Genomic DNA, 25808 nt, shown 5'->3' with positions numbered 1-25808 from the left:
TGGTTCCAGCCCTGGATGGCGCGCTCGCGCTCACTGGCGGTGAGCATCGGCAGGTCGCCGAGGCGGCTGTGCGGCTGCTCGGCGATGGCGGCCAGCAGATTCTGCCAGTGCACCGCCATGCGCTGGATGCGCTCGGCGTCGAACAGGTCGGTGGCGTAGATCAGCGAGGCACTGAGGCCACGGGGGTGCTCGGTGCAGTCCAGGCTCAGGTCGAACTGGGTGGTGGGCATGGCCCAGTGCACCGGCTCCACCCGCAGGCCCGGCAGCACGGCGGCCAGGCCGCCCACCTCACCGGCGCTCACCTGGTAGTTGAACATCACCTGGAACAACGGGCTGTGGCTGAGGCTGCGCTCCGGTTGCAGGGCGTCCACCAGTTGCTCGAACGGCAGGTCCTGGTGGGCCTGGGCAGCCAGGGCGGTCTGGCGGGTCTGTTGCAGCAGCTCGACGAAGGAGGCGTCGTTCTCCACCTGGGCGCGCAGCACCTGGGTGTTGACGAAGAAGCCCAGCAGGCGCTCGGTCTCGGCACGGTTGCGGTTGGCGGACGGCACGCCGACGCGGATGTCGCCCTGCCCGCAGTAACGCTGCAGCAGGAGCTGGAAGGAGGCCAGCAGCAGCATGAACGGCGAGCAGCCCTCACGCTGCGCCAACTGCTTGAGGCGAGCGAACAGCGCGCCGTCCAGCTCCAGGCTCAGGCGCGCGCCCTGGGCGCTGCGCAGCGCGGGGCGCGGGCGGTCGGCCGGCAGCTCCAGCAGCGGCTGCTCGCCCCCCAGCTGTGCGGTCCAGTAGGCCAGCTGGCGCTCGCGTTCGCCGGCCTCCATCCACTGGCGCTGCCAGGCCGCGTAGTCGGCGTACTGGATGGCCAACGGCGGCAGCTTGGCGTCGTGCCCGAGGCGGAAGCCCTGGTAGAGGGCGATCAGCTCTCCCACCATCAACTGCATCGACCAGCCATCGGAGACGATGTGGTGCTGGGTCAGCACCAGCACCCGGTCGCCCTCGCCCAGTTCCAGCAGGCGCACCCGCAACAGCGGGCCGTGCTCCAGATCGAAGGGGCGCTGCGCCTCCCGGCCGATGGCCTCGGCCAGCAGCGCCTCGTCGGCGCCCGGCAGGTGCTCGTGCTCGATGACGACCCGGCCCTGGGGGTGGATGCGCTGGCGCGGCTGCCCATCCTCCAGCACGAAGGTGGTGCGCAGCGGCTCGTGCCGGGCCACCAGCGCGTCGAAGCTGTGCTGCAACGCGCCGAGGTCCAGCTCGCCCTTCAGGCGCAGGGCCGTGGGCATGTTGTAGGCGGCGCTGTCCGGCTCCAGTTGCCAGAGGAACCACTGGCGCTGCTGGGCGTAGGACAGCGGCAGCCCCTCGCGTTCGCCGAGCGGCACGATGGGCAGCCGGGCGAGGTTGACGCCCTTCTCCGCGAGCTTGCGGAACAGGGCCTGGCGACGCGCGTGGTCCAGTCCCTTGATGCGCTCGACCAGGACCTGGGCCTGGGACGATTCCTGCTTAAGCATCGCAGGCCTCCAGCTCGTCCAGTGCCTCGAAGATCGCGTCGAAATCGTCTTCCATACCGCCCTGCTCCCTCGTTTTCTCGATCAGCGCCGCCAGCTCCTCGATGGAGGTGGCGGTGTAGAAATCCTGCATCGGTAGGTCGATGCCCAGTTCGTTCTTCAGGCGCGAGGCCACCCGCACCAGCAGCAGCGAGTGCCCGCCCAGCTCGAAGAAGTTGTCCTTCAGGCCGACCCGCTCCACCTGCAGCAGCTCGGCCCAGATGCCGGCCAGACGCTGCTCCAGCTCGCTGCGCGGCGCCTCGTAGTCCGCCAGCAACTGGCGGATGTCGAGTTGCGCCAGGGCCTTGCGGTCGAGCTTGCCGTTGGCGTTCAGCGGCATGCTCTCCAGCAGCACCCAGTGCGCCGGCACCATGTAGTCCGGCAACTGGCGCCGCAGCGCAGCCTTGAGCGCCTCGCGGATGGCCCGCTGGTCGTCCTCGCTGTCGCCGCGCACGCCCCAGCTGGCGGCATCGGCCACCAGGTAGGCCACCAGGTGGCGGCCCAGGGCCAGGTCCTGGGCGAGCACGGCGATGTCACGCACGCCTTCCTGTTCGCGGATGCGCGCCTCGATCTCGCCCAGCTCGATGCGGAAGCCGCGGATCTTCACCTGATGGTCCACCCGGCCGACGTACTCCAGCACGCCGTCCAGGCGCCGCCGCACGAGGTCGCCGGAGCGGTACAGGCGCTGCCCGGGCACGCGGGTGAAGGGGTCGGGCACGAAGCTCAGGGCGGTGCGCACCGGGTCGCCGACGTAGCCCCGGCCGACACCGGTGCCGCTGATGCACAGCTCGCCCACGGCGCGCGGACACACCAGTTCCAGTTGGCCGTCCAGCACGTGCAACTGGTTGTTGTCGGTGGGCAGGCCGATGGGCAGGTAGGTGCTGCCGGTGTCCGCCTCGATCACCCGGGTCAGCGACACGTCGTCCGAGCACTCGGCCGGGCCGTAGGCGTTGACCAGCGGGATCTGCGGGTAGCGCTGCAGCCAGCGGCGCGCCAGCTCCGGCGGCATCGCCTCGCCGGTGGTGAGCATCCAGCGCAGGCCCGGCAGCGCGACGGGCGCGGCTTCGAGCATGCCCTGGATCAGCGAGGGCACGCTCTCCAGCACGGTGATGCCGGCCTGGTTGACGTGGTTCAGCAGCGCCTCGGGGTCGTGGGCGATCTCGTCCGGGACGATCTCTACCCGCGCGCCGCAGAGGCCGGCGGTGAGGAACTGCCACACGGAGATGTCGAAGCTCTGGGACGCGGTCTGGGCGATCACGTCGTCCATGCCGAGGCCCAGGTAGGGCAGCTTGCTCAATTGGTTGTTGAGCATCCCCGCCTGCTCGACCATCACGCCCTTGGGCGCGCCGGTGGAGCCGGAGGTGTAGATCACGTAGGCCAGGTGGCGCGGGCCGATGGCCAGGCACGGCGCGGCAGCGGCACGGCCGTCCTGCAGTTGCTCCCACACCAGCAGGCGCGGACGCGCGGCCTCGTCCACCTCGGCCAGCAGCGGCGCCAGGGCCGGCAGGCACGCCTCGGTGCACACCAGCACCGGCGCACGGCTGAGGGTGAGGATGTGGCGCAGGCGCTGGGCCGGCAGGTGCGGGTCCAGCGGCAGGTAACCGGCGGCGGCCTTGAGGGTGCCGAGGATCATCCCCAGCAGCGGCAGGCCGCGCTCGGCCAGCAGCGCCACGCTCTGGTCGGGCTGCACGCCCGCCTCCAGCAGGGCCTGGGCCATGCGGTTGCCCAGTGCCTCCAGGCGCGCGTAGCTCCAGCGTTCGCCCTGGCAACTGGCGGCGATGCGCTGCGGGTGCTGCGCCGCCTGGGCCTCGAACAGGCGCGGGTAGCCGCCGTCCAGCGGGTAGTCGCGCTCCGACTGGTTGAAGGTGTGCAGCAGGTGCTCGCGCTCGTCCGTGCCGAGCAGCGGCAAGGCGTCGAAACGCGCCTCCAGGTGCTCGCCCAGGGCCAGCAGCAGGCGTTTGAAGTCGCCCAGCAACTCGGCGACCGTCGCCTCGTCGAACCAGCGACGGTCGTAGGACAGGTGCAGGCCCAGGGCATCGCCGGGGTAGATGACCACGGTCATCGGGTAGTTGGTGTGGGTGCGCCCGGAGTCCGAACTGATGTTGAGGTTCTCCACCTGGGTCAGCACGCCGTCCTCGATGGGTGCGTTCTCGAACACGAAGAGGCTGTCGAACAGCGACTGGCCCTTGCCGATCTCGCTGCAGGCCTGGATGTCCACCAGCGGCAGGTGCTCGTGCTCGCGCAGGCGCAGGTTGAGGGCGAACAACTGCTGCAGCCAGCCGCTCACCGTTGTGGCGCTGCCCGCCTCGGGCAGGTGCACGCGCAGGGGGATGCTGTTGATGAACAGGCCGACGGTGCGCTGCATGTCCGGCACGTCCACCGGGCGGCCGGCCACGGTCACGCCGAAGACCAGGTCACGGGAGCCGCTGTAGCGGTGCAGCACCAGCGCCCAGGCGGCCTGGACCAGGGTGTTGACGGTGAGCTGATGGCGCTGCGCGAGTTCGCGAAGCTGGCGCCCTTCATGCGCCTCCAGATGGGCGTGCAGGTCGCCGATGCTCGAATGCCCGGCATCCTTCAGCGGCTGACGGTCGAAAGGCAGCCCGGTGGGCTGCTCGAAGCCGGCCAGCTGCTCGCGCCACAGCTGCACGGAGGCCGGCAGGTCCTGGCGCTTCAGCCAGCGGATGAAGTCGGCGTAGCGCGAGGCCGGTGCCAGGCGCGCCTCACGGCCTTCGCCGAGGGCGGCGTAGAGCTCGAAGAATTCGTCCACCAGCAGCGAGCGGCACCAGGCGTCGATGAGGATGTGGTGGTTGCTCAGGACGAAGCCGAAGCGGCGCTCGCCCACCTGGATCAGCCGCAGGCGGAAAGGCACCGCGCCCTGCAGGTCGAAGCCCTGGCGGCGCTCCTCGGCAAGCATCTCGCGCAGCTTGGCCTCGTGTTCGGCGGCCGGCACGTCACGCCAGTCGTGCAGTTGCACGTCCGGCTGCGCGGTGCGGCGGACGATCTGCAGCAGGCGCTCGCCCACGGTCCAGGAGAAGGTGGTGCGCAGCGCGTCATGGCGCTGGCCGACGGCCTGCCAGGCGCGGGCGAAGCGCTCGGGGTCGATCTCGGTTTCGACGCTGTAGCAGTACTGCATCATGTAGATGCCGGAGCCCGGCTCCAGCAGCGTGTGCATCAGCAGGCCTTCCTGCATGGGCGACAGCGGGTAGATGTCCTCCACCTCGCGCAGGTCCACGGGCAGTGCGTCCAGTTGCGCCTGGGTCAGGCCCGCCAGGGGGAAGTCGGACGGGGTGGCGCCACCGGCCTGGGCCTCCAGGCAGTGCCCGACCAGCGCCGTCAGCTCGCGGGTGTAGTCGGCGGCCAGTGTAGCGATGGCGGGCTCGTCGAACATTTCCTGGCTGAAGGTCCAGCCCAGCTCCAGTTCACCGCCCAGCACCTGGCCATTGACGCTCAGCCAGTTGCCCAGCGGCGCCTCGGCCGACTGGGTGGCGCCAACGCTTTCGGCGGCAGGCGCGAACAGGCGCTCGTCGCCGAAGCCCTGGTCGAACTGGCCGAGGTAGTTGAAGGTCACCCGAGCCTGGGGCAGCGCCGCCAGGGCGGCCCGTTGCGCGGGCGTGCCCAGGTGGCGCAGCGCGCCATGGCCGATACCCCGGTCGGGCACCCCGCGCAGTTGTTCCTTGATCGCCTTGATCGAGCCGGCCAGGTCATCGGCCGGGCTCAGCGCCACCGGGAACAGGCTGGTGAACCAGCCGACGGTGCGGCTCAGGTCGACGCCCTCGAACAGGTCCTCGCGGCCGTGACCCTCCAGTTGCACCAGGGCACGGCCCTGCCCGCTCCAGCGGCACAGCACCCGCGCCAGGGCGGTGAGCAGCAGGTCGTTGACCTGGGTGCGGTAGGCGGCGGGCGCCTGTTGCAGCAGTTGGCGGGTGGTGTCGGCGTCCAGGCGGCCATACAGGGTGCGGGCGTGGCGCGTCTGCAGCCCGGCATCGCGGCGCGCCCCCGGCAGGTCATCGGCCTGGCCGCTGAGGCTCGCCTGCCAATGGGCCAGCTCGGCATCACGGGCCGGCTCGCGGGCCCATTGGCCCAGGCGCTCGGCCCAGGCCTTGAAGGCGGTGCCCTTCTCCGTCGGTGCCGGGGTGCGGCCGGCGAGCAGCGCCGCGCAGGCCTGCTCCAGGTCCTCCAGCAGGATGCGCCAGGACACGCCATCCACCACCAGGTGGTGGATCACCAGCAGCAGGCGCTGGCTGCCGTCGGCGAGGTCGAACAGCACCGCGCGCAACAGCGGCCCGTTGGCCAGGTCGAGGCTGCGTTGTGCCTCGTCGGCAATGGCCTGCAACTGTGCTGCGTCACTCGCCTGGCGCTGCCACAGCAGGCCGGCCGGCACGCTGGCCTGGTGTTCTGCCCGCCAGCCGTCTGCCTGTTTGCGGAAGACCAGGCGCAGGGCGTCGTGCTGGGCCACCAGCACCGCCAGGGCCTGTTCGACGACGGGGGCAGTCAGCGGCTGGCGCGGCTGCAGCATGACCGCCTGGTTGTAGTGATGGGGCTCGGCCTGCACCCGTTCGAAGAAACGGGCCTGCACCGGCAACAGGGGCATCTCGCCGCTGACCTGGGCTGGCGCACGGGGGGCTGCCGGGCGGCTGTCCACCTTGGCGACCTGGGCCAGTTGGGCGATGGTCTGTTTCTCGAACAATTGGCGCGGAGTCAGCTTGATGCCCTGGCGCTTGGCCCGGGCGATGATCTGCAGGCTGAGGATGGAGTCACCACCCAGCTCGAAGAAGTTGTCCTCGACGCCGATGGCCTCGCGCTTGAGCACCGCCTGCCAGATGGCCACCAGTTGTTCCTCCACCGGCGTGCTCGGCGCCACATGGCGCTTCTGCTGCACCTCGGGCTGGGGCAGCGCGCGGCGGTCCAGCTTGCCGTTGGCGGTCAGCGGCAGGCGCTCCAGCAGCAGCAGGTGGGCCGGCACCAGGTAGTCCGGCAGCCGTGCCTGCAACTGCTCGCGCAGGGCCTGGGCGCTCAGGCTGGCGTCCTCGGGCACGCACCAGCCGATCAGTTGCAACTGCGCCGGCTCGTCGCCCTGGGGCACGGCCAGCACCACGGCGTCGTGCACGCCGGGCAGGCCCCGCAGCACGCGGGCAACCTCGCCCGGCTCGACGCGGTAGCCACGGATCTTCACCTGGTCGTCGGCGCGGCCGAGGAAGTGCAGCCGCCCCTCGCCATCGCGGCGCACGCGGTCGCCGCTGCGGTACAGGCGCGCACCCGGCGCGCCGAAGGGGTCGGGCACGAAGCGCTCGGCGGTGAGCGCAGCCTGGCCGAGGTAGCCCTGGGCCAGGCTTGCGCCGCCGATGTACAGCTCGCCGGCGACGCGCGCCGGTTGCGGGTTGAGCACATCGTCCAGCACCTGCACATGGACGCCCGCCAAGGCCTCGCCCAGGGGGATGCCGGCGCCTTCGGCCAGCTCGCCCTGCACCTCGTGGGTGAGCACGCCCACGGTGGTCTCGCTGGGGCCGTAGTGGTTGATGAAGCGGCAGCCGGGCTTGAGCTGGCGAACCTTGCGGTACAGCGCCGGGGAACAGGCCTCGCCACCGACGATCAGCGCGTGCTCGGGCAGCGCATCGGCCGCGTTGGCGGCCTGCAGCAGGCCGCCGAGGTGGCTGGGGACGATCTTCAGCACGCCGATGCGCTGCTCGGCCATGTAGGCGGCGAAGGCATCCGGGTCGAAGCCCAGGGACTCCGGCAGCACGTGCAGCGTCCGACCGGAGCACAGGGCGCCGAACAGCACGGTGTGGCCGAGGTCGGCGGCGATGGTGGAGACCAGCGCCAGGCTGGCGTCCGCCGGCAGGTCCAGGCGCTGCAGCAGGCCGTCGACGTAGCTGGCCAGCGCGCCGTGGCTGACCACCACGCCCTTGGGCTGGCCGGTGGAGCCGGATGTGTGGATCACGTAGGCCGGTGCCTCGGGCAACGCCGCAAGCACAGGCGCCTCGGCGGGCAGCACAGCCCAGTGTTCGGGCTGGTACGGCTGCACCTGGCAGCCGCTGCCGGCCAGTGCCGCCTGGCGCGTCTCGCCCGCATCGCACAGCAGCACCCGCGCGCCGCTGCGCTGGAGCATGCCCTGCAGGCGTTCGGTGGGCGCCTTGACGTCCAGCGGCATGTACAGGCCACCGGCCTTGAGGATGGCGAGCAGGCTCACCAGCCAGTCCAGCGAGCGCTCCATCAGCACGGCCACGGGCACCCCCGTGGTCACGCCAAGGCGGCGCAGGTGCTGCGCCAGGCGGTTGGCCTGGGTGTCCAGTTCGGCGTGGCTCAGATAGCAGTCGGCGCAGACGGCGGCCAGGGCCTCGGGCTGGCGGCGCACCTGCTCATCCCAGCGCTGCAGCACCAGGGCCGGTTGCGGCCGCTCGGCGGCGAGCTGCGGCGCCGGGGGTTCGACCAGGCTGTGCAACGGAGCATCGGGGCGCTCCAGCAGGGTTTCGAACAGCACCCGCAGGGAGGCGATGAAGCCTTCGATGCTGGCGCGCTGGTAGAGGTCGCTGGCGTAGGTCATCTCGCCATGGATGCGCTCGCCGTCATCGGTGATGTCCAGGGCCAGGTCGAAGTGGGTGCCCTCCTTGCGCAGCGGGTATTCGCTGACGACGAGGCCCGGCAGTTGCAGCGCGGTCTGCTTCTGCACGCCGACGTTCTGGTTGAACTTGGCCTGGAACAGCGGGTTGTGGCCGAGGCTGCGCTCGGGCGCGAGCACCTCCACCAGTTGCTCGAAGGGCAGCTCCTGGTTGGCCTGGGCGGCGAAGGTGGCCTCGCGCACCTGGGCCAGCAGTTCGCGCAGCGACTGGCGTTCATCGATGACGCAGCGCAGCACCTGGGTGTTGACGAAGAAGCCGATCAGCCCCTCCACCTCCTCGCGCCCGCGGTTGGCGTTGGGCACGCCGATGCGGATGTCGCGCTGGCCGGAATGCCGCGAGAGGAACAGCGCATAGCCGGCCAGGGCCAGCATGAACAGGGTCACGCCCTCGACGCGGGCGGTTTCGCGCAAACGGCTGGAGAGCGCCGTGCCGAAATCGAACCGCAGCGTCTCGCCCTGGAGGCTCTGCACCGGCGGGCGGGGGAAGTCGGGGGCCACCTCCAGCAGCGGGTGCTCCTCACCCAGTTGCTCGCGCCAGTGCTGCAATTGGCGTTCGCCCTCGCCCGCCTCCAGCCAGCGGCGCTGCCACAGGGCGTAGTCGGCGTACTGCAGGGGCAGCGGCGGCAGGCTCTCGGCACCGGCCTGGTAGGCCTGGACGAACTCGCGAACCATCACGTCCATGGACCAGCCGTCGGAGACGATGTGGTGCATGCACACCACCAGCACGCACGTGTCCTCGCCGAGACGGAACAGGCTGGCGCGCAGCAGCGGGCCGTGCAGCAGGTCGAAGGGCCGGCCCACCTCCTCGTCCACCTGGCGGGCCAGCTCGGCCTCGGGGGCGTCGCTGCTGGAGAGATCGATCTGGCACAGGGCCAGGGGCGCGGCGGGCAGCACCCGTTGCAGCGGCTGCTCGCCGTCCACCTGGAACACGGTGCGCAGCGCCTCATGGCGCTCGATCAGGGCATCGAAGGCGCGCTGCAGGCGGGCTTCGTCCAGTTCGCCCTTCAGGCGCAGGCCGGCGGCCATGTTGTAGGCGGCGCTGCCGGGGTCCAACTGCCAGAGGAACAGCAGGCGCTGCTGGGCGTAGGACAGCGGGATGGCGTCCTGGCCGTGGCGGCTCACCGGGATCGGCAGCAGGCCGAAGTCCTTGCCGTCCTGGCGCAGCTTGTCGAGGAACTGGCGGCGTTGTTCGAGCGGCAGGCCGATGAATTTCTCGGCGATGCGCAGCGTGGTGGTGCGGGACATGCTCAAACCTCCTCCAGTGAATTCATGAACGCTTCCATGTCGGCCCAGTCCTCGTCGGCGGTGCCGCCCAGGGCCTCCAGCTCTTCGGCCAGGGCCGCCAGGTGCGGGCGTTCGAACAGGCTGCGCATGGGCAGCGCGATGCCCAGCTCGGACTTGATCCGGGCGATGACCTGGGCCGCCAGCAGCGAGTGCCCGCCCAGGTCGAAGAAGCTGTCGTCGAGGCCGACGCGGGGCACCTGCAGCACCTCCATCCAGATGCCGGCCAGGCGCTGTTCCAGCTCGCTGGCCGGCGCGCGGTAGGCGGCCTGCAACTGGCTCGGGTCGGGCTCGGGCAGGGCCTTGCGGTCGAGCTTGCCGCTGGGGGTCAGCGGCAGGCGCTCCAGCAGCACCAGGTGCGTGGGCACCATGTAGTCCGGCAGGGTCGCGCGCAGGGCTTCGCGGATGCGCTGGCGCTGCGCGTCGGGGCCGCTGCCGTCAGGCTCGGTGGCCAGGTAGCCGACCAGTTGCCGCCCGCCGGCCATGTCCAGGGCCAGCACGGCGGCCTCGCGCACGCCGGGGCATTGCTGCAGGCGCATCTCGATCTCGCCCAGCTCGATGCGGAAGCCGCGCACCTTCACCTGGTGGTCGACGCGGCCGATGTACTCGATGGCGCCGCTGGCGTTGAAACGCGCGCGGTCGCCGGTGCGGTAGAGGCGCTCGCCGGGCACCTGCGGGTCGGGCAGGAAGCGCTGGGCGGTGAGCCCCGGCTGGCCGTGGTAGCCCCGCGCCAGGCCCGGGCCGCCGATGTACAGCTCGCCGATGGCGCCCGCCGGCACCGGCTGCAGCTCGCCATCGAGGATGAGCAGGCGGCGCCCGGCCAGGCCCTGGCCGATGGGGATGCCGCGCCAGGAGACATCGGCCGAGGCCAGCTCGCTGCAGTCGTGGAGGCTGGAAACCACCGTGGCTTCGGTGGGGCCGTAGGTGTTGAGCAGGCGCACGCCGGCAAGGCCGGCACGGCGCCAGAGGTCGAGGCCGTCCACGGCCATGGCTTCGCCGCCGACGTGGACCTGGCGCAGCGCGCCGAAGGCCTGCGGGGCACCTCGGGCGTAGTCCTGCACCAACATGTGCCAGTAGGCGGCGGGCAGGTCGGCCAGGGTGATGCCGTGCGCCACCAGGGCCTGCTGGAAGGCTGCGCTGTCCCACAGGCGGCCGTCGCGCAGCACCACGCGGGCGCCGACGCACAGCGGCGGGTAGAACTGCTCGACGAAGCCGTCGAAGCTGCAGGTGGCGAACTGCAGCACGCGGTCGCCTGGCTGCAGGCGCGAGTAGTCGGCGGCCAGCACGCAGAACTCGGCCAGGGCGCCGTGGCTGATGGCCACGCCCTTGGGCCGGCCGGTGGAGCCGGAGGTGTAGATCACGTAGGCCAGGTTGCCCGGCGCCACCGCTACGTTCGGCGCGTGCTCCGGCTGGTCTTCGAGCCCGTTGCCCGCCGCGTCCAGGCACAGGCTCCGGATGCCCGGGACCTGGGGCAGCGTGTCGTGCAGTGCGGTCTGGGTCAGCAGCAGGCGCAGGCCGCTGTCGTCGAACACCTGGGCGATGCGCTCGCCGGGCGCCTGGGGGTCGAGGGGCACGTAGGCGCCGCCAGCCTTGAGCACCGCCAGCAAGGCCACGCCCATGTCCAGGGAGCGCTCCAGGGCGACGCCCACCAGCACCTCGGGGCCGACGCCCAGTTGCACCAGGCGGTGGGCCAGGCGGTTGCTGCGGCGTTCCAGCTCGGCGTAGGTCAGTTGGGCGCCCACGCCTTCGCCGGCCAGCACCAGGGCGATGGCCTCGGGGGTGCGCGCGGCCTGGGCCTGGAAGCGCAGGTGGGCCGGCTCCGCTGCCTGGGGAGCAGCGGCGCGCAGGGCCCAGGCCTGCAATTGACGGGTTTCGTCCCTGGCCAGCAACTGCAGTTCGCCAAGGCGGCGACCGGGGTCGGCGACCAGGCTGTGCAGCAGGTTGCGCCAGTGACCGGCCATGCGCTCGACGGTGGTGCCGTCGAACAGGTCGGTGGCGTAGGTGAAGGCGGCCAGCAGGCGCTCGCCCTCCTCCCGGGTCTCCAGCATCAGGTCGCTGGCGGCGGCATGGTGGCGGGCGCCGGCGACGCTCTGCTCGGCGTCCAGGTGCGCCAGTTGCAGGCCACAGCCCAAGCGCATGCCCTGGATGTCGGTGACCAGCGGCTGGTGGTTGTACATGACCTGGAACAGTGGGTTCTGGCTCTGGCTGCGATTGGCTTGCAGGGCCTCCGCCAGCGCGTCGAAGGGCAGCTCCTGGTGCGCCTGGGCACCCAGGGCGGTGAGGCGCAGGTCCTGCAGCAACTGAGCGAACGGCAGGCGCCCATCCAGTTGACTGCGCAGCACCTGGGTGTTGACGAAGAAGCCGATCAGGCCCTCGACCTCGCCCCGGTTGCGGTTGGCGATCAGCCCGCCGACCCGGATGTCGCCCTGGCCGCTGTAGCGGTACAGCAGGGTCTTGAAGGCCGCCAGCAGCACCACGAACAGGGTCACGCCCTGGCGCTGGGCCAGGGCCTTGAGGCCGGCGTGCAGCGCCGGTTCGAGGGCGAACTCGATGCGCGCACCGGCATGGCTGGGCTGCGCCGGGCGCGGGCGGTCGCTGGGCAGTTCGAGGGGCAGGTGCTCCTCGCCCAGTTGGTCGCGCCAGTAGTCGAGCTGGCGCTCGCGCTCGCCGGCTTCCAGCCAGCTGCGCTGCCACAGGGCGTAGTCGCGGTACTGCACGGGCAACGCCGGGAGCTGCGGTTCGGCACCGGCGCTGCGGGCGTCCAGGCAGCGCATGAACTCCTCGATGAGGATGTTCATCGACCAGCCGTCGGCAATGATGTGGTGCATGGTCAGCAGCAGCACGTGCTCGTCGGCGGCGAGGCGCAGCAGCACCACCCGCAGCAGCGGACCCTGCTCCAGGTCGAAGGGCTGGCCGGCCTCCCGGGCGACCGCTTCTCGGGTGTACTGCAGGCGTTCGTCGGGTGCCAGGGCGGACAGGTCCAGGTGGCGCACCTGGGCGTCGGCAGCGTCGCCGACCCGCTGGAGGGCCTGGCCGTCGACCTCGTGGAAGGTGGTGCGCAGGCACTCGTGGCGCGCCACCAGGTCGGCGAAGGCGCAGTCCAGCGCGTTGCGCTCCAGCGGGCCCAGCAGGCGCACGGCGCCGGGCAGGTTGTAGGCGGCGCTGGTGGGCTCCAACTGCCAGAGGAACCACATGCGCTGCTGGGCGTAGGACAGCAGGTCACGGCTGGGGCTGCCGCTGCAATCGGGGATGGGGAAGCTGGCGAAGTCCATCTGCTCGCCCTTGAGGGCTTCGAGGAACAGGTGGCGCTTTTCGGGGGGCAGGTCGATGAACCGACGGGCCAGGAGGCGGGATTGATCGAGGGTGGTCATGGGTCGTCCGATCGGATGGAGGGAGCCCTGGGCTCCGCGATACCAGATGAACGAACGATTTGGCTTTGCATTTAGCCGGTGAAGAAGCCCACTTATGAAACCCGGCTATCGGCATTGCAGCCCTCGACAAGCACTAGGCCAAGCCGATTAGCGAGCACTGCCTGAGCATTCTGTTTCGCCTTGCCGGGCGAGTTTCTTTTGGCAATCGCCCCAAAAGAAACCAAAAGGTCTGGCCCCTACATGCGGGTTTGGCTTCGCCAAACTACCCTCGCTACATCATTGCGCCGGGGGTACGCCGCGACAGGCCATCCATGGCCTGACGCGTCTCTCGCGGCATCCATGCCGCTCAACCCCCTCTGCAACGATTACGCTCAGCCTTCTGAAGGGGCCCTTGTCCCTGCCCAACCCTTCCATCCCGGAAATACCCCGGAATGCGCACCAGATTGCTCTCACCCTTCTCTTGGGTGAGCCGATCAATCGGCTCCATGACCCTCGGCCATGGCGACGATGACCTTGCGTGCGCCGGTGAAGCGGCTGCGGGCGTGGGCGGCGAGCATGTTGTCGAGCATCATCACGTCGCCTTCCTGCCAGGGGAAGGCGATGGTGCAGTCGTCGAGCACGCCGCGCACTTCGTCGAGGATGGCGTCCTCAATGGGCGAGCCGTCGCCGTAGTAGACGTTACGCGGCAGGTCCTCTTCCTCGACGATCTCCAGCAGGCTCTCGCGCACCTCCGGGGGGAGGTTGGAGACGTGGAAAAGGTGCGCCTGGTTGAACCAGACGTCCTCCCCGGTGCGCGGGTGGCGGGCGACGGCCTGGCACACCTGGCGGGTGCGCAGTTCGCCGTCCTCTTTCCATTCGCAGGCGATGCGGTGGCGCTGGCAGTAGGCTTCCACCACCGCCGGGTCGTCGCTGTTGAACACCTGCTCCCAGGGCACGTCGAGGCCGTTGCCGAAGTTGCGCACGTACATCAGCCCATGGCGGGTGAAGCGTTCGTGGATGCGCGGGTCGATGCGGCGGAACACCTCGCGGCTGTCGGCGATGGGCGTTTCGCCGCCGGTCTCGGCGGCGACCATGCTGTAGAACCAGATCTTCATCGGCCATTCGCGGGTGTAGGCCTGTTCGTTGTGCAGCGGGATCTTCTGGTGCGGCGGGTACTCGGTGGAGGTGTACACGCCCTGGGTGACGTTGGTGCGCGGGGTGGAGCCGAACTCGTAGTTCAGCAGCGGGTGGCCGAAGCCGGCGGCGAAGCGGCGGAAGGCTTCCGCGCCGCCCACGTCGAACCCACGGAAGAGGATGCCGCCGACGCTGAGCAGGTGACGGTCCACCAGCTCGCGGATCGGCCCCAGCGCCTCGTTGAGGTCCAGCCCCGGCTCCGGGGCCTGGACCAGCAGCGGCAGGTTGCCCGCGCCAGGCAGCAGGGGCCGGGCGAGGAGTTCCAGCAAGGTGCTCATGGCGATCTCCCGGCGGCCTCAGGCCGCTTCCTGCAACGCTGCGGCCAGGGCCCGGGCGAAGCGGCGGGCGACTTCGTCCACCTGGTCGGCGGTGATGATCAGCGGCGGCAGGAAGCGCACCACGCTGCCGTGGCGGCCACCCAGTTCGAGGATCAGCCCGCGCTTCAGGCACTGGGCCTGCAGGCGCGAGGCCAGGGCGCTGTAGGTGGGCGGGTGGCCGAGGGCGTCCGGCGTGCCGGTGGGGTCCACCAGTTCCACGCCGAGCATCAGCCCGCGTCCGCGGATGTCGCCCAGTTGCGGGTAGTCGCGCTGCAGTTCGCGCAGGTGGCCGGCCAGGCGCTCGCCCATGGCGGCAGCGTGGGCGGGGATGTCGTGCTCCTTGAGGTAGCGCATCACCGCCGAGCCGGCGGCCATGGCCATCTGGTTGCCACGGAAGGTGCCGGCGTGGGCGCCCGGCCCCCAGGCGTCGAGCCACTCACGGTAGACCATCACCGCCAGCGGCAGGCTGCCGCCGATGGCCTTGGAGAGCACCACCACGTCGGGAATGATGCCGGCGTGCTCGAAGGCGAACATCCTGCCGGTGCGGCCGAAGCCGCTCTGGATCTCGTCGACGATCAGCGCTACGCCGGCCTTCTCGGTGATGCGGCGCAGGCCGCGCAGCCACTCGATGTCCGCCGGCACCACGCCGCCCTCCCCCTGCACCGCTTCGACGATCACCGCCGCCGGCAGCAGCACGCCGGCCTCGGGGTCGCTGAGCAGGTTTTCCAGGTAATGCAGGTTGGCGCGCACGCCGGCCTCGCCACCGATGCCGAAGGGGCAGCGGTAGTCATAGGGATAGGGGGCGAACTGCACGCCATTGCCGAGCACGGCACCCAGGGCCTTCTTCGGCCCCAGGTTGCCCATCAGCCCCAGGGCGCCCTGGCTCATGCCGTGGTAGCCACCCTGGAACGAGAGGATGGTGCTGCGCCCGGTGGCGGTGCGCACCAGCTTCAGCGCGGCTTCCACGGCGTCGGTGCCGGTGGGGCCGCAGAACTGGATCTTCGCCTCCCGGGCCAGGCCCTCGGGCAGCAGGCCGAAGAGGTCCTGGACGAACTGGTCCTTCACCGGGGTGGTGAGGTCGAGGGTGTGCAGCGGCAGCTCGTCGTCCAGCACCTGGCGGATGGCGTCGATCACCACCGGGTGGTTGTGCCCAAGGGCCAGGGTGCCGGCACCGGCGAGGCAGTCGATGAAGGTGCGGCCCTCGACGTCCTCGACATACAGCCCACGCGCGCGCTTGAGCGCCAGGGGAATGCGCCGGGGGTAGCTGCGGGCATTGGATTCCTGCCGGGCCTGACGGGCCAGCAGCGGTGAGGTTTCGAACTGGTAGAGCGTCTCGTCTTCGGCAACGGCGTGCGGTTGGCTGGTGGTGAGGCTGGTGGCGACGTGCATCCTTCGACCCTCGATGAAAGTGGCATCTGGCTCCGGGCCGGGTGCGTGTGGCGCATACCGGCCGTGTGCAGAGGAGACGATGGGTGAAGGTGGGGATTTAGACGGAGCGTGTGTAGCCCGTTGCTGCACACGTTAAACTGCGCGGCCTCGCCCGAAGCCCGACTGACTGCACACCGAATGGAATCGAAGTGAACCGCTTTCTTGTAGACGAACTGCTCACCACACCTGGCCTGATGCGCCAGCACCTTCTGAATGCCTTAGCCATCCGGGTGGAGACGCTGGAGTTCCGCACCTTCGACGAAGGCCTGTGCGACGCCAGGCTTTACCACTGCGCCAGATCGAGCGGTGCGACGTCTGCCCAGGCACTGGTCGCGCTGCTCAATCACGAATTACACCGGGTGCAGGAATGGGCGATGGAGGAAACGACTCCAGAGCATGTCGACGACCTGATAAAGCACTGGCTATTACCGCAGCTCGTCGATGCCCGCCCTACCAGCATCAACCCGCAGGAAGCGACCCTGGAGATCACCAGCATGGGGGATGCCATCCGCAACGCAATTCTCGAGCGACGCGCCGACACCCGACGCCCGTACCACAGCGACTACTGGGGGATCTTCCTCGACGGCCAGCCGCAGCCGCTGGATACACCAATCCTCCCCGAGCAGCTGACAGTACCGGTGCTGGCCTTGCAGGACAGCTGGAACGAGAAGCTCTATTTCTGCGAAACCCGTAACGCCTGGCTGCTCTACAGCTGGTCAACAGGGGCCTGAGCGATGAAGGTCTATCTGGACGACGAACGCGCCACGCCTGAGGGCTGGGTCCGTGCCTGGTGGCCGGATGAGGTGATCGCGCTGCTGGAGACCGGCCAGGTCAGCGAACTGAGCCTGGACCACGACCTGGGCGATGACCAGCGCGGCACCGGCTATGACGTGATCCTGTGGATCGAGGAAGCGGTGGCGCTGCGGGGGTTCGTGCCGCCGCACATCCATGTGCATTCGGCCAATTCCGCCGCCGTGGCGCGGATGCGCGCCGGGGTGCGGGCCATCGAGGCGCTGGCGGCGCGCAACGCTCAATCGGCGCGGTAGCGTCCTACCAGGCGCTGCAGGCCGCCGGCCATCTCGGCCAGGCGCTGGGTGATGCCATTGGCGGTGTGGCTGCTCTCGGCGGTGTGCTGGGCGATGGTGACGATCTGGTGCACGTTGTGGTTGATCGACTCGCAGACCCGGGTCTGCTCGGCGGCGGCGTCGGCGATCTGGGCGTTCATGCCGTTGATGACGCCGGCGGCCTCGCTGATGGCCTCCAGGGCCTGCCCGACCCGGGCCACTTCGGCGACGCTGCGGGCGCAGCCCTGGCGGATCTGCTCGATGACGGCGATGGCCTCGCGGGCGCCGCCCTGGAGGCGCTCGATCATCCCCTGGATTTCCGCCGTGCTGCTCTGGGTGCGACCGGCCAGGGTGCGCACTTCGTCCGCCACCACGGCAAAGCCCCGCCCCTGCTCGCCGGCACGGGCCGCTTCGATGGCGGCGTTGAGCGCCAGCAGGTTGATCTGCTCGGCCACGCCACGGATCACGTCCAGCACCCCGCCGATGTGCTCGGACTCGCTGCCGAGCTGGCGGATGGTGGCGACGCCTTCCGCCACCTGGCCTTCCAGCCCGCGGATTTCCGCCGTGGCGCCGCCCACCAGGCTGCGTGCCTCGTCCACCCGGTGCTCGGCGTCGCGGGCAGCCTGGGCGGCGCTGGAGGCACTGCCGGCGATCTGCTGGGCCGCACCGGACATTTCCTCGGTGGCGGTGGCCAGTTGGTCGCTCTCGCGATGCTGGGTGTCGATGCCCTGGCCGATGCCGGCCATGAAGGCTTCCAGCTCTTCGCTGGCGCGGCCCAGGGTGTCGGAGGACTCGCGGGTCTGCCGCACCAGGTGGCGCACCTGTTCGGCGAAGCGGTTGAAGGAGGTGGCCAGGGCGCCGAGTTCATGGCCGCTGGATTCGTCCAGCCGGCGGGTCAGGTCGCCCTCGCCCCGGGCGATGTCCTCCATGGTGGAGACGGCCTGGCCCAGCGGTGCATGGATGCTGCGCACCAGCAGCATCACCAGCCCCACCACCAGGCCGAGCAGCAGGACGACGGAGAAGCCGCCGCGCAGCAGGCTTTGGCGCAAGGCTTCGGCGAACTCCTGGTCGAGGGCGGCGACCAGGGCGTCGAGGTCGTCGATGTAGAAGCCGGTGCCCAGCACCCAGTCGGTGCCGGGCACGGGGACGACGTGGGCGAGCTTGGGGGATGGGGCGTCCTGGCCCGGCTTGGTCCAGCCGTATTCCAGGTAGTCACCACCATGCTTGGCGGCCTCGATGTACTCCTGCACCAGGGCGCGTCCGTCCGGGGTGCTGGAACTCCAGTAGTCGTTGCCTTCCCGCGAGGGGTTGTCGCCGCTGACCACCTGCACGCCGTGGGTGTCGTAGACGAAGAAGTAGCCGCTGTCGCCGTCGAAGCGCAGGGCGCGCAGCAGGTCCTTGGCCCGCTCCGGCTCGCCCCGCGCAAGGGCCGGCTCGACGGCGGACAGGGCCAGTTCCATGTAGTTGGCCAACTGGTCGCGGCGCGCATCCAGCAGCGACTGGCGCAGGGTGTCGCGCCCCAGGTCGCGCAGGTCACGGGCCTGGTCGAAACCGGTCCAGGCGCCGGCCAGCGCGAGCAACAGCAGTGGCAACATGGCCAGCCCGAGAATCTTCTGCTTGATGGACAATCCCTTCATTTCGCACCCCTCCGGTCACTGAACTGGCTCCGGGTTCTAGCACAGGGCCCAGCCCTGTTCAGGAGGCGACGCGAAAGAGGCGGAACCGAAGCGAAGGCGGCCGGTGGATGCCGGGCCGCCTGTGGCGCAGGCCCTGTCGGGCCTGTAGGAAAAGCGGTGCAAGACGGATCGAACGCCCTGACGCTGCGGGGCGGCATTTCCCGCTTAACGCTGGATGGGCACACCGCCATCACGCGCCCCGGGCCGTCAGCCTGGCGCGCCTGGAAACAGCCTCAGAGCGCCGGCCAGACCTGCAGCATTCCCGCCAGGTGCAAACCGCCGAGGGCCAGGCAGATAAGCGAACTCCACAGCCAGAATGCCGGGCTGCGGCCGAGCCCGACAGGGATCAGCGCCAGCCCGCCGACCCCGCGCAGCAGGTAGACGGCGGCGACCCCGCCCAGGACCAGGCGGCTCAGGGGCAGCAGCCGGCCGAGCCCGGCGCAGACCGCGTACAGCGCAAACAGGCCGAGCACCAGGGTGATGCCCAGGGTCACCCGCGTGGGGAACGGGCTGCCGGCCTCGGCCAGGCGCGCCATGCGCTCACCGGCGCCGAAGAAGCGGTACCAGGGCGCGCCGTAGCGGATGCAGCCGAGGTGCAGCAGCGCGGCGAGCGCACTCAGTGCGCCACCGGCCAGCAGGAAGGGGTTGGGAAACAGGTCGTCCATGGTCGGGGCCGTCCGTGGGTCGCGGGCTGGTTCAATCCAGCAGGGTGCGCAGCGTGCGCGCGGGGTTGGCGAGAAAGCCCCGGGTCACCCGCACGTGTTCGGTGTCGTCGTAGTCCACCCGTTCGAAGCCCTGGGGGCCGCACTGGTAGATCCAGGCGCCCGGGTAGGCCATGAGGATCGGCGAGTGGGTGGCGATGACGAACTGCGAGTCGTCCTTCACCAGGTCGTGGATGCGCGCCAGCATCGCCAACTGGCGCTGGGGCGAGAGCGCGGCCTCGGGTTCGTCCAGCAGGTAGACGCCCTTGCCGCCGAAGCGATTCATCATCAGCGCGAAGAAGGATTCGCCGTGGGACTGCTCGTGCAGCGAGAGCCCGCCGTAGGAGTCGATCACCGGCGGCGCCGGGGCGGGCTCGGCGTCCATCCGCTCGATCTCGGTGGCGACGTTGAAGAAGCTCTCCGCCCGCAGGAAGAACCCGTCGCGGGCGCGGCGCACGCCCTTGCCGACCCGCAGGGCCTGGTGCAGTTCGGAGTGGGAAGCCCAGGTGCCGAAGTTGAAGTTGCGGGTGCCTCCCTCGGGGTTGAAGCCCAGGGTCACCGCCAGCGCCTCCATGAGGGTGGATTTGCCCGAACCGTTCTCCCCCACCAGGAAGGTCACGGTGGGGCTGAACTCCAGGCGCCCCAGGTGCCTGACCGCCGGGAGCGAATAGGGGTAGTCGCTGCGGCCCTCGGCCTTGTCGGCCTTCAGGCGCATGTCGATCAGGTAGCGCGTGTCCATCGCGGGCCTCCGAAAACAGGCCGCCATCCTAGCCAGCGGCGACTCCTTCCACCAGCCGCCGAGCGGCACGAAACGCAGCCGAACCAAACGCCACTTGCGAGGATCAACCCTGCATCACCTGCAGGAGCCCACCATGAGCGAAGACGGCAAGACACCGGGGCTGTCCCCCCGCGAACGCCAGGACGTGAACGAGAACCAGCCGCCCCGTGCGGCGGTGCTCCACGAGATCATCCGTACCCAGGGCGACCAGGAACTGGAGCGCAAGGCCGCCGCACTGTGGTGGTCGGCCCTGGCGGCGGGCCTGACCATGGGCCTGTCGCTGATGGCGATGGGCTTGCTGCATGCGCGCCTGCCGGACACCCCTGCCAGCCAGGTGATCGCCAGCCTGGGCTACTCGGCGGGCTTCCTGGCGGTGATCCTCGCGCGCCAGCAGCTGTTCACCGAGAACACCCTGACCGCCGTGCTGCCGGTGATGAGCCAGCCCACCCTGCACAACCTCGGCCGTCTGCTGCGCCTGTGGAGCGTGGTGCTGGCGGGCAACCTGGCCGGCACCCTGCTGGTGGCCTGGGTGATGCTGCATCTGCCGATCTTCGACGGCGCCACGGACCGTGCCTTCCTCGGCATCGGCCGCAAGGTGATGGAGAACGACAACGGGCAGATGTTCGCCAAGGGCATCGTGTCCGGCTGGATGATCGCCACCCTGGTGTGGATGATCCCCTCCCAGGAAAGCGCCAAGCCGCTGCTGATCATCCTCGTCACCTACCTGATGGCCCTGGGGGACTTCACCCACATCGTGGTCGGCTCGGCGGAGGTGTCCTACCTGGTGTTCGCCGGGCACCTCGACTGGGCAGCCTTCTGGCTCGACTTCGCCGGCCCCACCCTGGCGGGCAACATCGTCGGCGGCAGCCTGATCTTCGCCCTGATCAGCCACGCCCAGGTGCGCAGCGACACACGCCGCCTGGACGATGCACGCACGGCGGAGGCGGAGGCGCCAGGGCAGCGCAAGCGGGGCTGAGTGGGCCGCTATCCAACACAAATAAAAGCAATTATCATTTGCGGCTTTCTGGTGGCCGGATGTCGCAGTGACCCCTTCCAACCTCGATGCCGTATTCCTCGCCCAGCGCATGCCGCTGTTGCGCACCCTGGCCCGCATGGTGAAGAGCCCAAGCGTGGCCGAGGACCTGGTGCAGGAAACCTACCTGCGGGTGGCGCGGACCCTCCACGAGCGGCCCATCGACCACCTGGAGCCGTTCCTCTTCCAGACCGGGCGCAACCTGGCCCTGGATCACCTGCGGCGCGTGCGCATGCAGTCACGGACGCTGCTGGAGGACGTGCCCGAGGCGGTGATCGAGGCCGTGGCGGCCCCCACTTCCTCCACCGAGGACGGCCTGCATGCCGAGCGCCTGCTGGAGCGCCTGGGCGACACCCTCGGTCAGTTGACGCCCCGCCAGCAGCGGACCTTCGTGCTCAGCCGCCTGCATGGCCTGAGCTACGGCGAGATCGCCGAACAGCTCGGCGTCTCGCCCAGCACGGTGCAGAAGGAACTGAAACTGATCATGACCCTGTGCATCACCCTGATGAGCCGGCTGGACCCGCCCACATGACAGGGTTTCGCTCCTGCCCGGGTTCGACAAGAATAGGCGCCCCACGCCCCGAGGACGCGCCCGTGCCCGACGAACACCGCCCTGCTTCCGATGCCCATCCAGCGGTGGACCCGGCCTGCCTGGGCGAGGCGCTGGACTGGCTGATCCTGCTGGACGAGGCCGATGACGAGTGCCGCCAGCGCTTCGAACGCTGGCGCACACAATCCCCCGAGCACGCCCGTGCCTTCGAGGCCGCGCGGCGGATGTGGAACGCCCCGCTGCTGGGTGAGGCCGCCGCCCGGCTGGAACCCACCCTCGCCCGCCCCCGTGCCAACCGCCGGTTGCGCCCGTTGTGGGGCCTGGCGGCCGCGGTGCTGCTGGCGGTGGGCGTGGGCTTTCACAACGAGCTGGTCTTGCGCGTGCAGGCCGACCACCTGACCGCCACCGGTCAGCGCCAGACCGTGGAGCTGGCCGACGGTTCACGGGTGTTGCTGAACACCCGCACGGCCTTTGCCGCCGACATCGACCCCACCCAGCGCAGCGCCCGGTTGCTGCAGGGCGAGGCCTATTTCAACGTGGCCAAGGACCCTAACCGCCCCTTCGAGGTAGAGGCCGGCCCCGTGAGCCTGTCGGTGCGCGACACCGCTTTCGCCGTGCGCTACCTGGGGGACGAAGCCGAGGTCAGCGTGGAGCGCGGCGAACTGGATCTGCGTTCCCGCCGCAGCGACGCACGCATGAGCCTGGCTGCCGGCGACAGCGTGCGCATCGGCCCGGGTGGTTTCAGTGATCGGCGCCGCCTGGACGCCGGGGACCTGGCCTGGGTGCGTGGGCGCCTGGTGTTTCAGGACTGTCCGCTGCGCGAGGTGCTGGCGGAGCTGCGGCGCTACTACCCCGGCTGGATCATCAACACCGACGAGCGCCTGGGCGAGCGTGCGGTGACCGGCAACTACCGCCTCGACGACCCCATCGCCGTGGTCCGCGCCCTGGCGGACATCACCGCAGCCAGCCTGCACGAGTACCCCGCGCTGGTGGTCATCGACTGACCCCGGCGCGCTGCCGCCCTTCTCCACGCCACATGACTGTCTCGGATGCGGGCCCCTGCGCGTTTGCTGGCGGAACGGGCCGGGCGTCTTGCGCGCGGATTCCCCGGGCTGAAGCCCGGGCTACGACGGTGCCTGCGTGGGAAATTCCATGTCCATTTGCCGTAGCGACGCGAGGTCAGATAGGGCGTCGGACCTCTCATCACGGCAAAGGTGATCCTTGCCAGGGCGTAGGGGGACCGCGCTTCATCGGTCCACCCTGCGTGGTCACGGCGAACGCCATGGGTGGATGGAAAAAGCGCCATCCACCCCGCGCCGAGCCAATGGCGCGCTGCCCTTTGTGTGAAGCCCGTAGGATGCGGTGAGCCCGGCGAACCGCGTCGATGCCCCGTACGTGGCGGCCATGCAGGGAATGCCCCAACCTAACTGGCAGCACCCGGTGGGAGCGGATTGATCCTCGATGCGCCAACGGCGCGGCTGCCTTTTCCGGGAAGTCGCCCAGGCCGGTTCCAGGCACGCAGCAGCTCTGCGTCAGCACCGGCTGATTTTTTTTTTACGCGATTGTGGCGGGACGTTCGTCTGGTCAGATGCCAATGCAACTGATTCGCATTAGATGCGTATCATCAGACGGACCGAAGAGAGCCGAACCCATGACCACGCGTTCCACCTCCCCTGCCCTGCGTCGCCTCGCCCGCCCCGCCAGCCTGTCACTGCTGGCCCTGTCCATCGCCATGGGCAGTGCCCCCGCCAGCGCCCAAGGCACCGCGCCCCAGGCCACCGGCCAACTGGCCAGCCAGGGCGGCTACAGCTTCACCATTGCCCGCCAGCCGCTGGTGGATGCGCTCAACGCCTTCAGCGCCACCAGCGGCTGGCAGGTGGGGCTTTCGGCAGACCTGGCCAGCGGCATCCAGTCCCCGGGCGTCAGCGGCCGGCTGCCGGCCGAGCAGGCCCTGAAACGCCTGCTCAGCGGCACCGGGCTGGACTACAAGCTGGTGGGCGAACGCAGCGTGGTGCTGCTCAAGGCCGTCACCCCGGGCCTGGCCATGGAGCTGCAGCCCCTGGCTGTCACCGCCACCCGCCAGGAACAGCTTGCCAGCGAAGTCCCCGCCAGCGTCAGCGTGGCCAGCCGCGAGCAACTGGACCGCCGCAACATCAACAACATCAAGGACCTGGTGCGTGGCGAGCCCGGCGTCTCGGTAAGCGGCGCCGGCCAGCGTGCCGGCATCACCGGCTACAACATCCGCGGCATCGACGGTGACCGCGTGCTGACCCAGGTGGACGGTGTCGAAGTGCCCAGCAGCTTCTTCTACGGCCCCTATGCCCAGACCCACCGCAACTACGTGGACCCGGAGATCGTCAAGCGCGTGGAGATCCTCCGGGGACCGGCCTCGGCCCTGTACGGCAGCAACGCCATCGGCGGTGCGGTGAGCTACTTCACCCTGGACGCCGACGACATCATCAAACCCGGCCGCGACACCGGCGCCCGTCTGAAGACCGGCTACAGCTCCGCCGATGACAGTTGGCTCACCTCCGGCACCGTCGCCGGCCGTCACGAGCAGTTCGACGCCCTGCTGCACCTCTCCCAGCGCAATGGCCACGAGACCGAGTCCTACGGCGGCCATGGCGGCACCGGCCTGGACCGCGCCGAAGCCAACCCGGAAGACGTGCGCACCACCAACCTGCTGGCCAAGCTGGGCTGGAACTACAACGACACCGACCGCCTGCAACTGACCTACGAGAAATACAAGGACGACCGCGACACCAACCAGCTCAGCGCCGTGGGCGGGCCGTTCATCGGCAACAACGCCTTCAACTGGTACCGCTCCCGGACAGGCAACGACACCATCACCCGCGAGCGCTTCGGCCTGGAGCACACCCTGGCCCTGGACAGCCTGCTGGCAGACAACCTGAAGTGGAGCCTCAACTACCAACTGGCCAAGACCGACCAAAGTACGGTCGAACACTACGTTCCTGGCTCACGCAACGTGATGCGCTACCGCGAGACCACCTACAAGGACCGCCTCTGGGTGCTCGATACACAGTTCGACAAGGCCTTCTCCCTGGGCGAGACCGAGCACCTGCTGACCTACGGCGCCAGCCTCAAGCGCGAGCAGGTCACCGGCCTGCGCAGCGGCACCGGCGTCTGTGCCGCCTCGGTGGGCAGCTGCACCAACCGCGTTGGTCAGATAAGCGCCAGTGACGTACTGGCTGCGCAGAGCGACTTCCCGGACCCGACCATCCAGACCTACGGCCTGTTCCTGCAGGACCAGATCCGCTGGAACCAGTGGACCTTCCTGCCGGGCCTGCGCTACGACTACACCCGCCTGAAGCCCGAGCTGACCGACGAGTTCCTCGCCACCATCAGCAACGCCAACGTCACCGCCTTCAGCGACAAGGCCCAGACCTGGGACCGCGTCTCGCCCAAGTTCGGCGTCACCTACGAGTTCGACGAGCACTACACCGCATTCGGCCAGTACGCCGAAGGCTTCCGCACACCGAGCGCCAAAGCGCTCTACGGCCGCTTCGAGAACATCGCCGGCGGCTACGTGGTCGAGCCCAACCCCAACCTGGAGCCGGAGAAGAGCCGTGGCGTGGAAGCGGGCCTGCGCGGCCAGTTCGATGCCGGCAGCTTCGACGTGGCGGCCTTCTACAACGAGTACCGCGACTTCATCGACGAGAACGCCAGCGTCGCCACCAGCGGCGCCACCTTCAAGAGCGTCAACATCGCCCACGCCAGCATCCGTGGCATCGAGGCCAAGGGCCGACTGAACCTGGACGCCTTCGGCGCCCCGGCCGGTCTCTACAGCCAGGCCTCCATCGCCTACGCCCGGGGCCGTGATGACGACACCGGCGCGGCGCTGAACAGCGTCAACCCGCTGACCGGCGTGTTCGGCCTGGGCTACGAGCAGGACACCTACGGCACCCTGCTGAGCTGGACCCTGGCCAAGCGCAAGACCCGCATCGACCAGGGCGACTTCAACGCCCCGGATGGCCGCAGCAGCCAGTTCAAGACCCCGGGCTTCGGCGTGCTCGACCTGACCGGTTACTACAAGCTGACCGACGACCTGACGGTGAACGCGGGCCTCTACAACCTCACCGACAAGAAGTACTGGCTGTGGGATGACGTGCGGGGCTACGACGGTGTGGGCGAAGCCGGCGTGACCAGCCCGGCCAACCTCGATCGGCTGACCCAGCCGGGGCGTAATTTCGCGGTCAATCTGGTGTGGGATATCTGAGCAACCGCTCGACACGACAAAGGGGCCCAAGGGCCCCTTTTTCAG

General features: G+C 69.7%; 14 protein-coding genes. 6 read left to right on the top strand and 8 right to left on the bottom strand.

Annotated features, from left to right (window positions below; genetic code table 11):
* The 5 genes from A7D27_RS18070 to A7D27_RS18050 form a co-directional block, all read right to left on the bottom strand.
* On the bottom strand, positions 1-1502 hold a 1502-nt coding region (locus A7D27_RS18070), incomplete at its 3' end, for a condensation domain-containing protein (RefSeq protein WP_371914823.1).
* Positions 1495-9399, bottom strand: a complete 7905-nt coding sequence (locus A7D27_RS18065; protein ID WP_069565641.1) for a non-ribosomal peptide synthetase — start codon at positions 9397-9399, stop codon at positions 1495-1497. The genes A7D27_RS18065 and A7D27_RS18070, both read right to left, overlap by 8 nt.
* Before the next feature lie 2 nt (positions 9400-9401).
* Entirely contained in the window at positions 9402-12806 is a 3405-nt protein-coding gene (locus A7D27_RS18060; RefSeq protein ID WP_069565640.1) for a non-ribosomal peptide synthetase, read from the bottom strand.
* 473 nt (positions 12807-13279) lie between these two features.
* On the bottom strand, positions 13280-14257 hold the full coding sequence (locus A7D27_RS18055; protein WP_069565639.1) for a TauD/TfdA family dioxygenase: 978 nt from the start codon (positions 14255-14257) through the stop codon (positions 13280-13282).
* A gap of 18 nt (positions 14258-14275) precedes the next feature.
* Positions 14276-15685 (bottom strand): aspartate aminotransferase family protein, encoded by a 1410-nt coding sequence (locus A7D27_RS18050; RefSeq protein ID WP_069565638.1) that lies wholly within the window; start codon positions 15683-15685, stop codon positions 14276-14278.
* Positions 15686-15873: 188 nt separating this feature from the next.
* Here A7D27_RS18050 and A7D27_RS18045 point away from each other — a divergent pair, with 188 nt between their 5' ends.
* A complete protein-coding gene (locus A7D27_RS18045) occupies positions 15874-16455 on the top strand; it encodes a hypothetical protein (protein ID WP_069565637.1) in 582 nt (193 codons plus the stop codon).
* 3 nt (positions 16456-16458) lie between these two features.
* Positions 16459-16770 carry a cyclic-phosphate processing receiver domain-containing protein gene (locus tag A7D27_RS18040; RefSeq protein ID WP_044399400.1) on the top strand — a complete coding sequence of 104 codons (312 nt, stop codon included), beginning with the start codon at positions 16459-16461 and terminating at the stop codon, positions 16768-16770.
* Here A7D27_RS18040 and A7D27_RS18035 read toward each other — a convergent pair.
* The 3 genes from A7D27_RS18035 to A7D27_RS18025 form a co-directional block, all read right to left on the bottom strand.
* Positions 16755-18425: a methyl-accepting chemotaxis protein gene (locus A7D27_RS18035; RefSeq protein ID WP_069565636.1), complete on the bottom strand. Its 1671-nt coding sequence runs from the start codon at positions 18423-18425 to the stop codon at positions 16755-16757. The two genes, A7D27_RS18040 and A7D27_RS18035, sit on opposite strands and share 16 nt — an antisense overlap.
* Before the next feature lie 272 nt (positions 18426-18697).
* Positions 18698-19129, bottom strand: a complete 432-nt coding sequence (locus tag A7D27_RS18030) for a hypothetical protein (protein WP_069563650.1) — start codon at positions 19127-19129, stop codon at positions 18698-18700.
* A 31-nt stretch (positions 19130-19160) separates the two neighbouring features.
* A complete protein-coding gene (locus A7D27_RS18025; protein ID WP_044399406.1) occupies positions 19161-19904 on the bottom strand; it encodes an AAA family ATPase in 744 nt (247 codons plus the stop codon).
* A gap of 133 nt (positions 19905-20037) precedes the next feature.
* Here A7D27_RS18025 and A7D27_RS18020 point away from each other — a divergent pair, with 133 nt between their 5' ends.
* From A7D27_RS18020 to A7D27_RS18005, 4 genes are all read left to right on the top strand, one after another.
* Positions 20038-20919 carry a formate/nitrite transporter family protein gene (locus A7D27_RS18020; RefSeq protein WP_069565635.1) on the top strand — a complete coding sequence of 294 codons (882 nt, stop codon included), beginning with the start codon at positions 20038-20040 and terminating at the stop codon, positions 20917-20919.
* Between the two features lie 67 nt (positions 20920-20986).
* The gene (locus A7D27_RS18015) at positions 20987-21508 is read left to right on the top strand and encodes an RNA polymerase sigma factor (protein WP_069563653.1); all 522 of its coding nucleotides are present in this window, start codon (positions 20987-20989) and stop codon (positions 21506-21508) included.
* A 62-nt stretch (positions 21509-21570) separates the two neighbouring features.
* A complete protein-coding gene (locus A7D27_RS18010; protein WP_069565634.1) occupies positions 21571-22530 on the top strand; it encodes a FecR domain-containing protein in 960 nt (319 codons plus the stop codon).
* Positions 22531-23177: 647 nt separating this feature from the next.
* The gene (locus A7D27_RS18005; protein ID WP_069565633.1) at positions 23178-25763 is read left to right on the top strand and encodes a TonB-dependent receptor; all 2586 of its coding nucleotides are present in this window, start codon (positions 23178-23180) and stop codon (positions 25761-25763) included.
* Positions 25764-25808 lie beyond the last annotated feature (45 nt).

Source organism: Pseudomonas sp. 1D4, from assembly GCF_001728925.1.
Taxonomy (GTDB): Bacteria; Pseudomonadota; Gammaproteobacteria; order Pseudomonadales; family Pseudomonadaceae; genus Metapseudomonas; species Metapseudomonas otitidis.
This window is presented reverse-complemented; position numbering and strand designations above follow the sequence as displayed.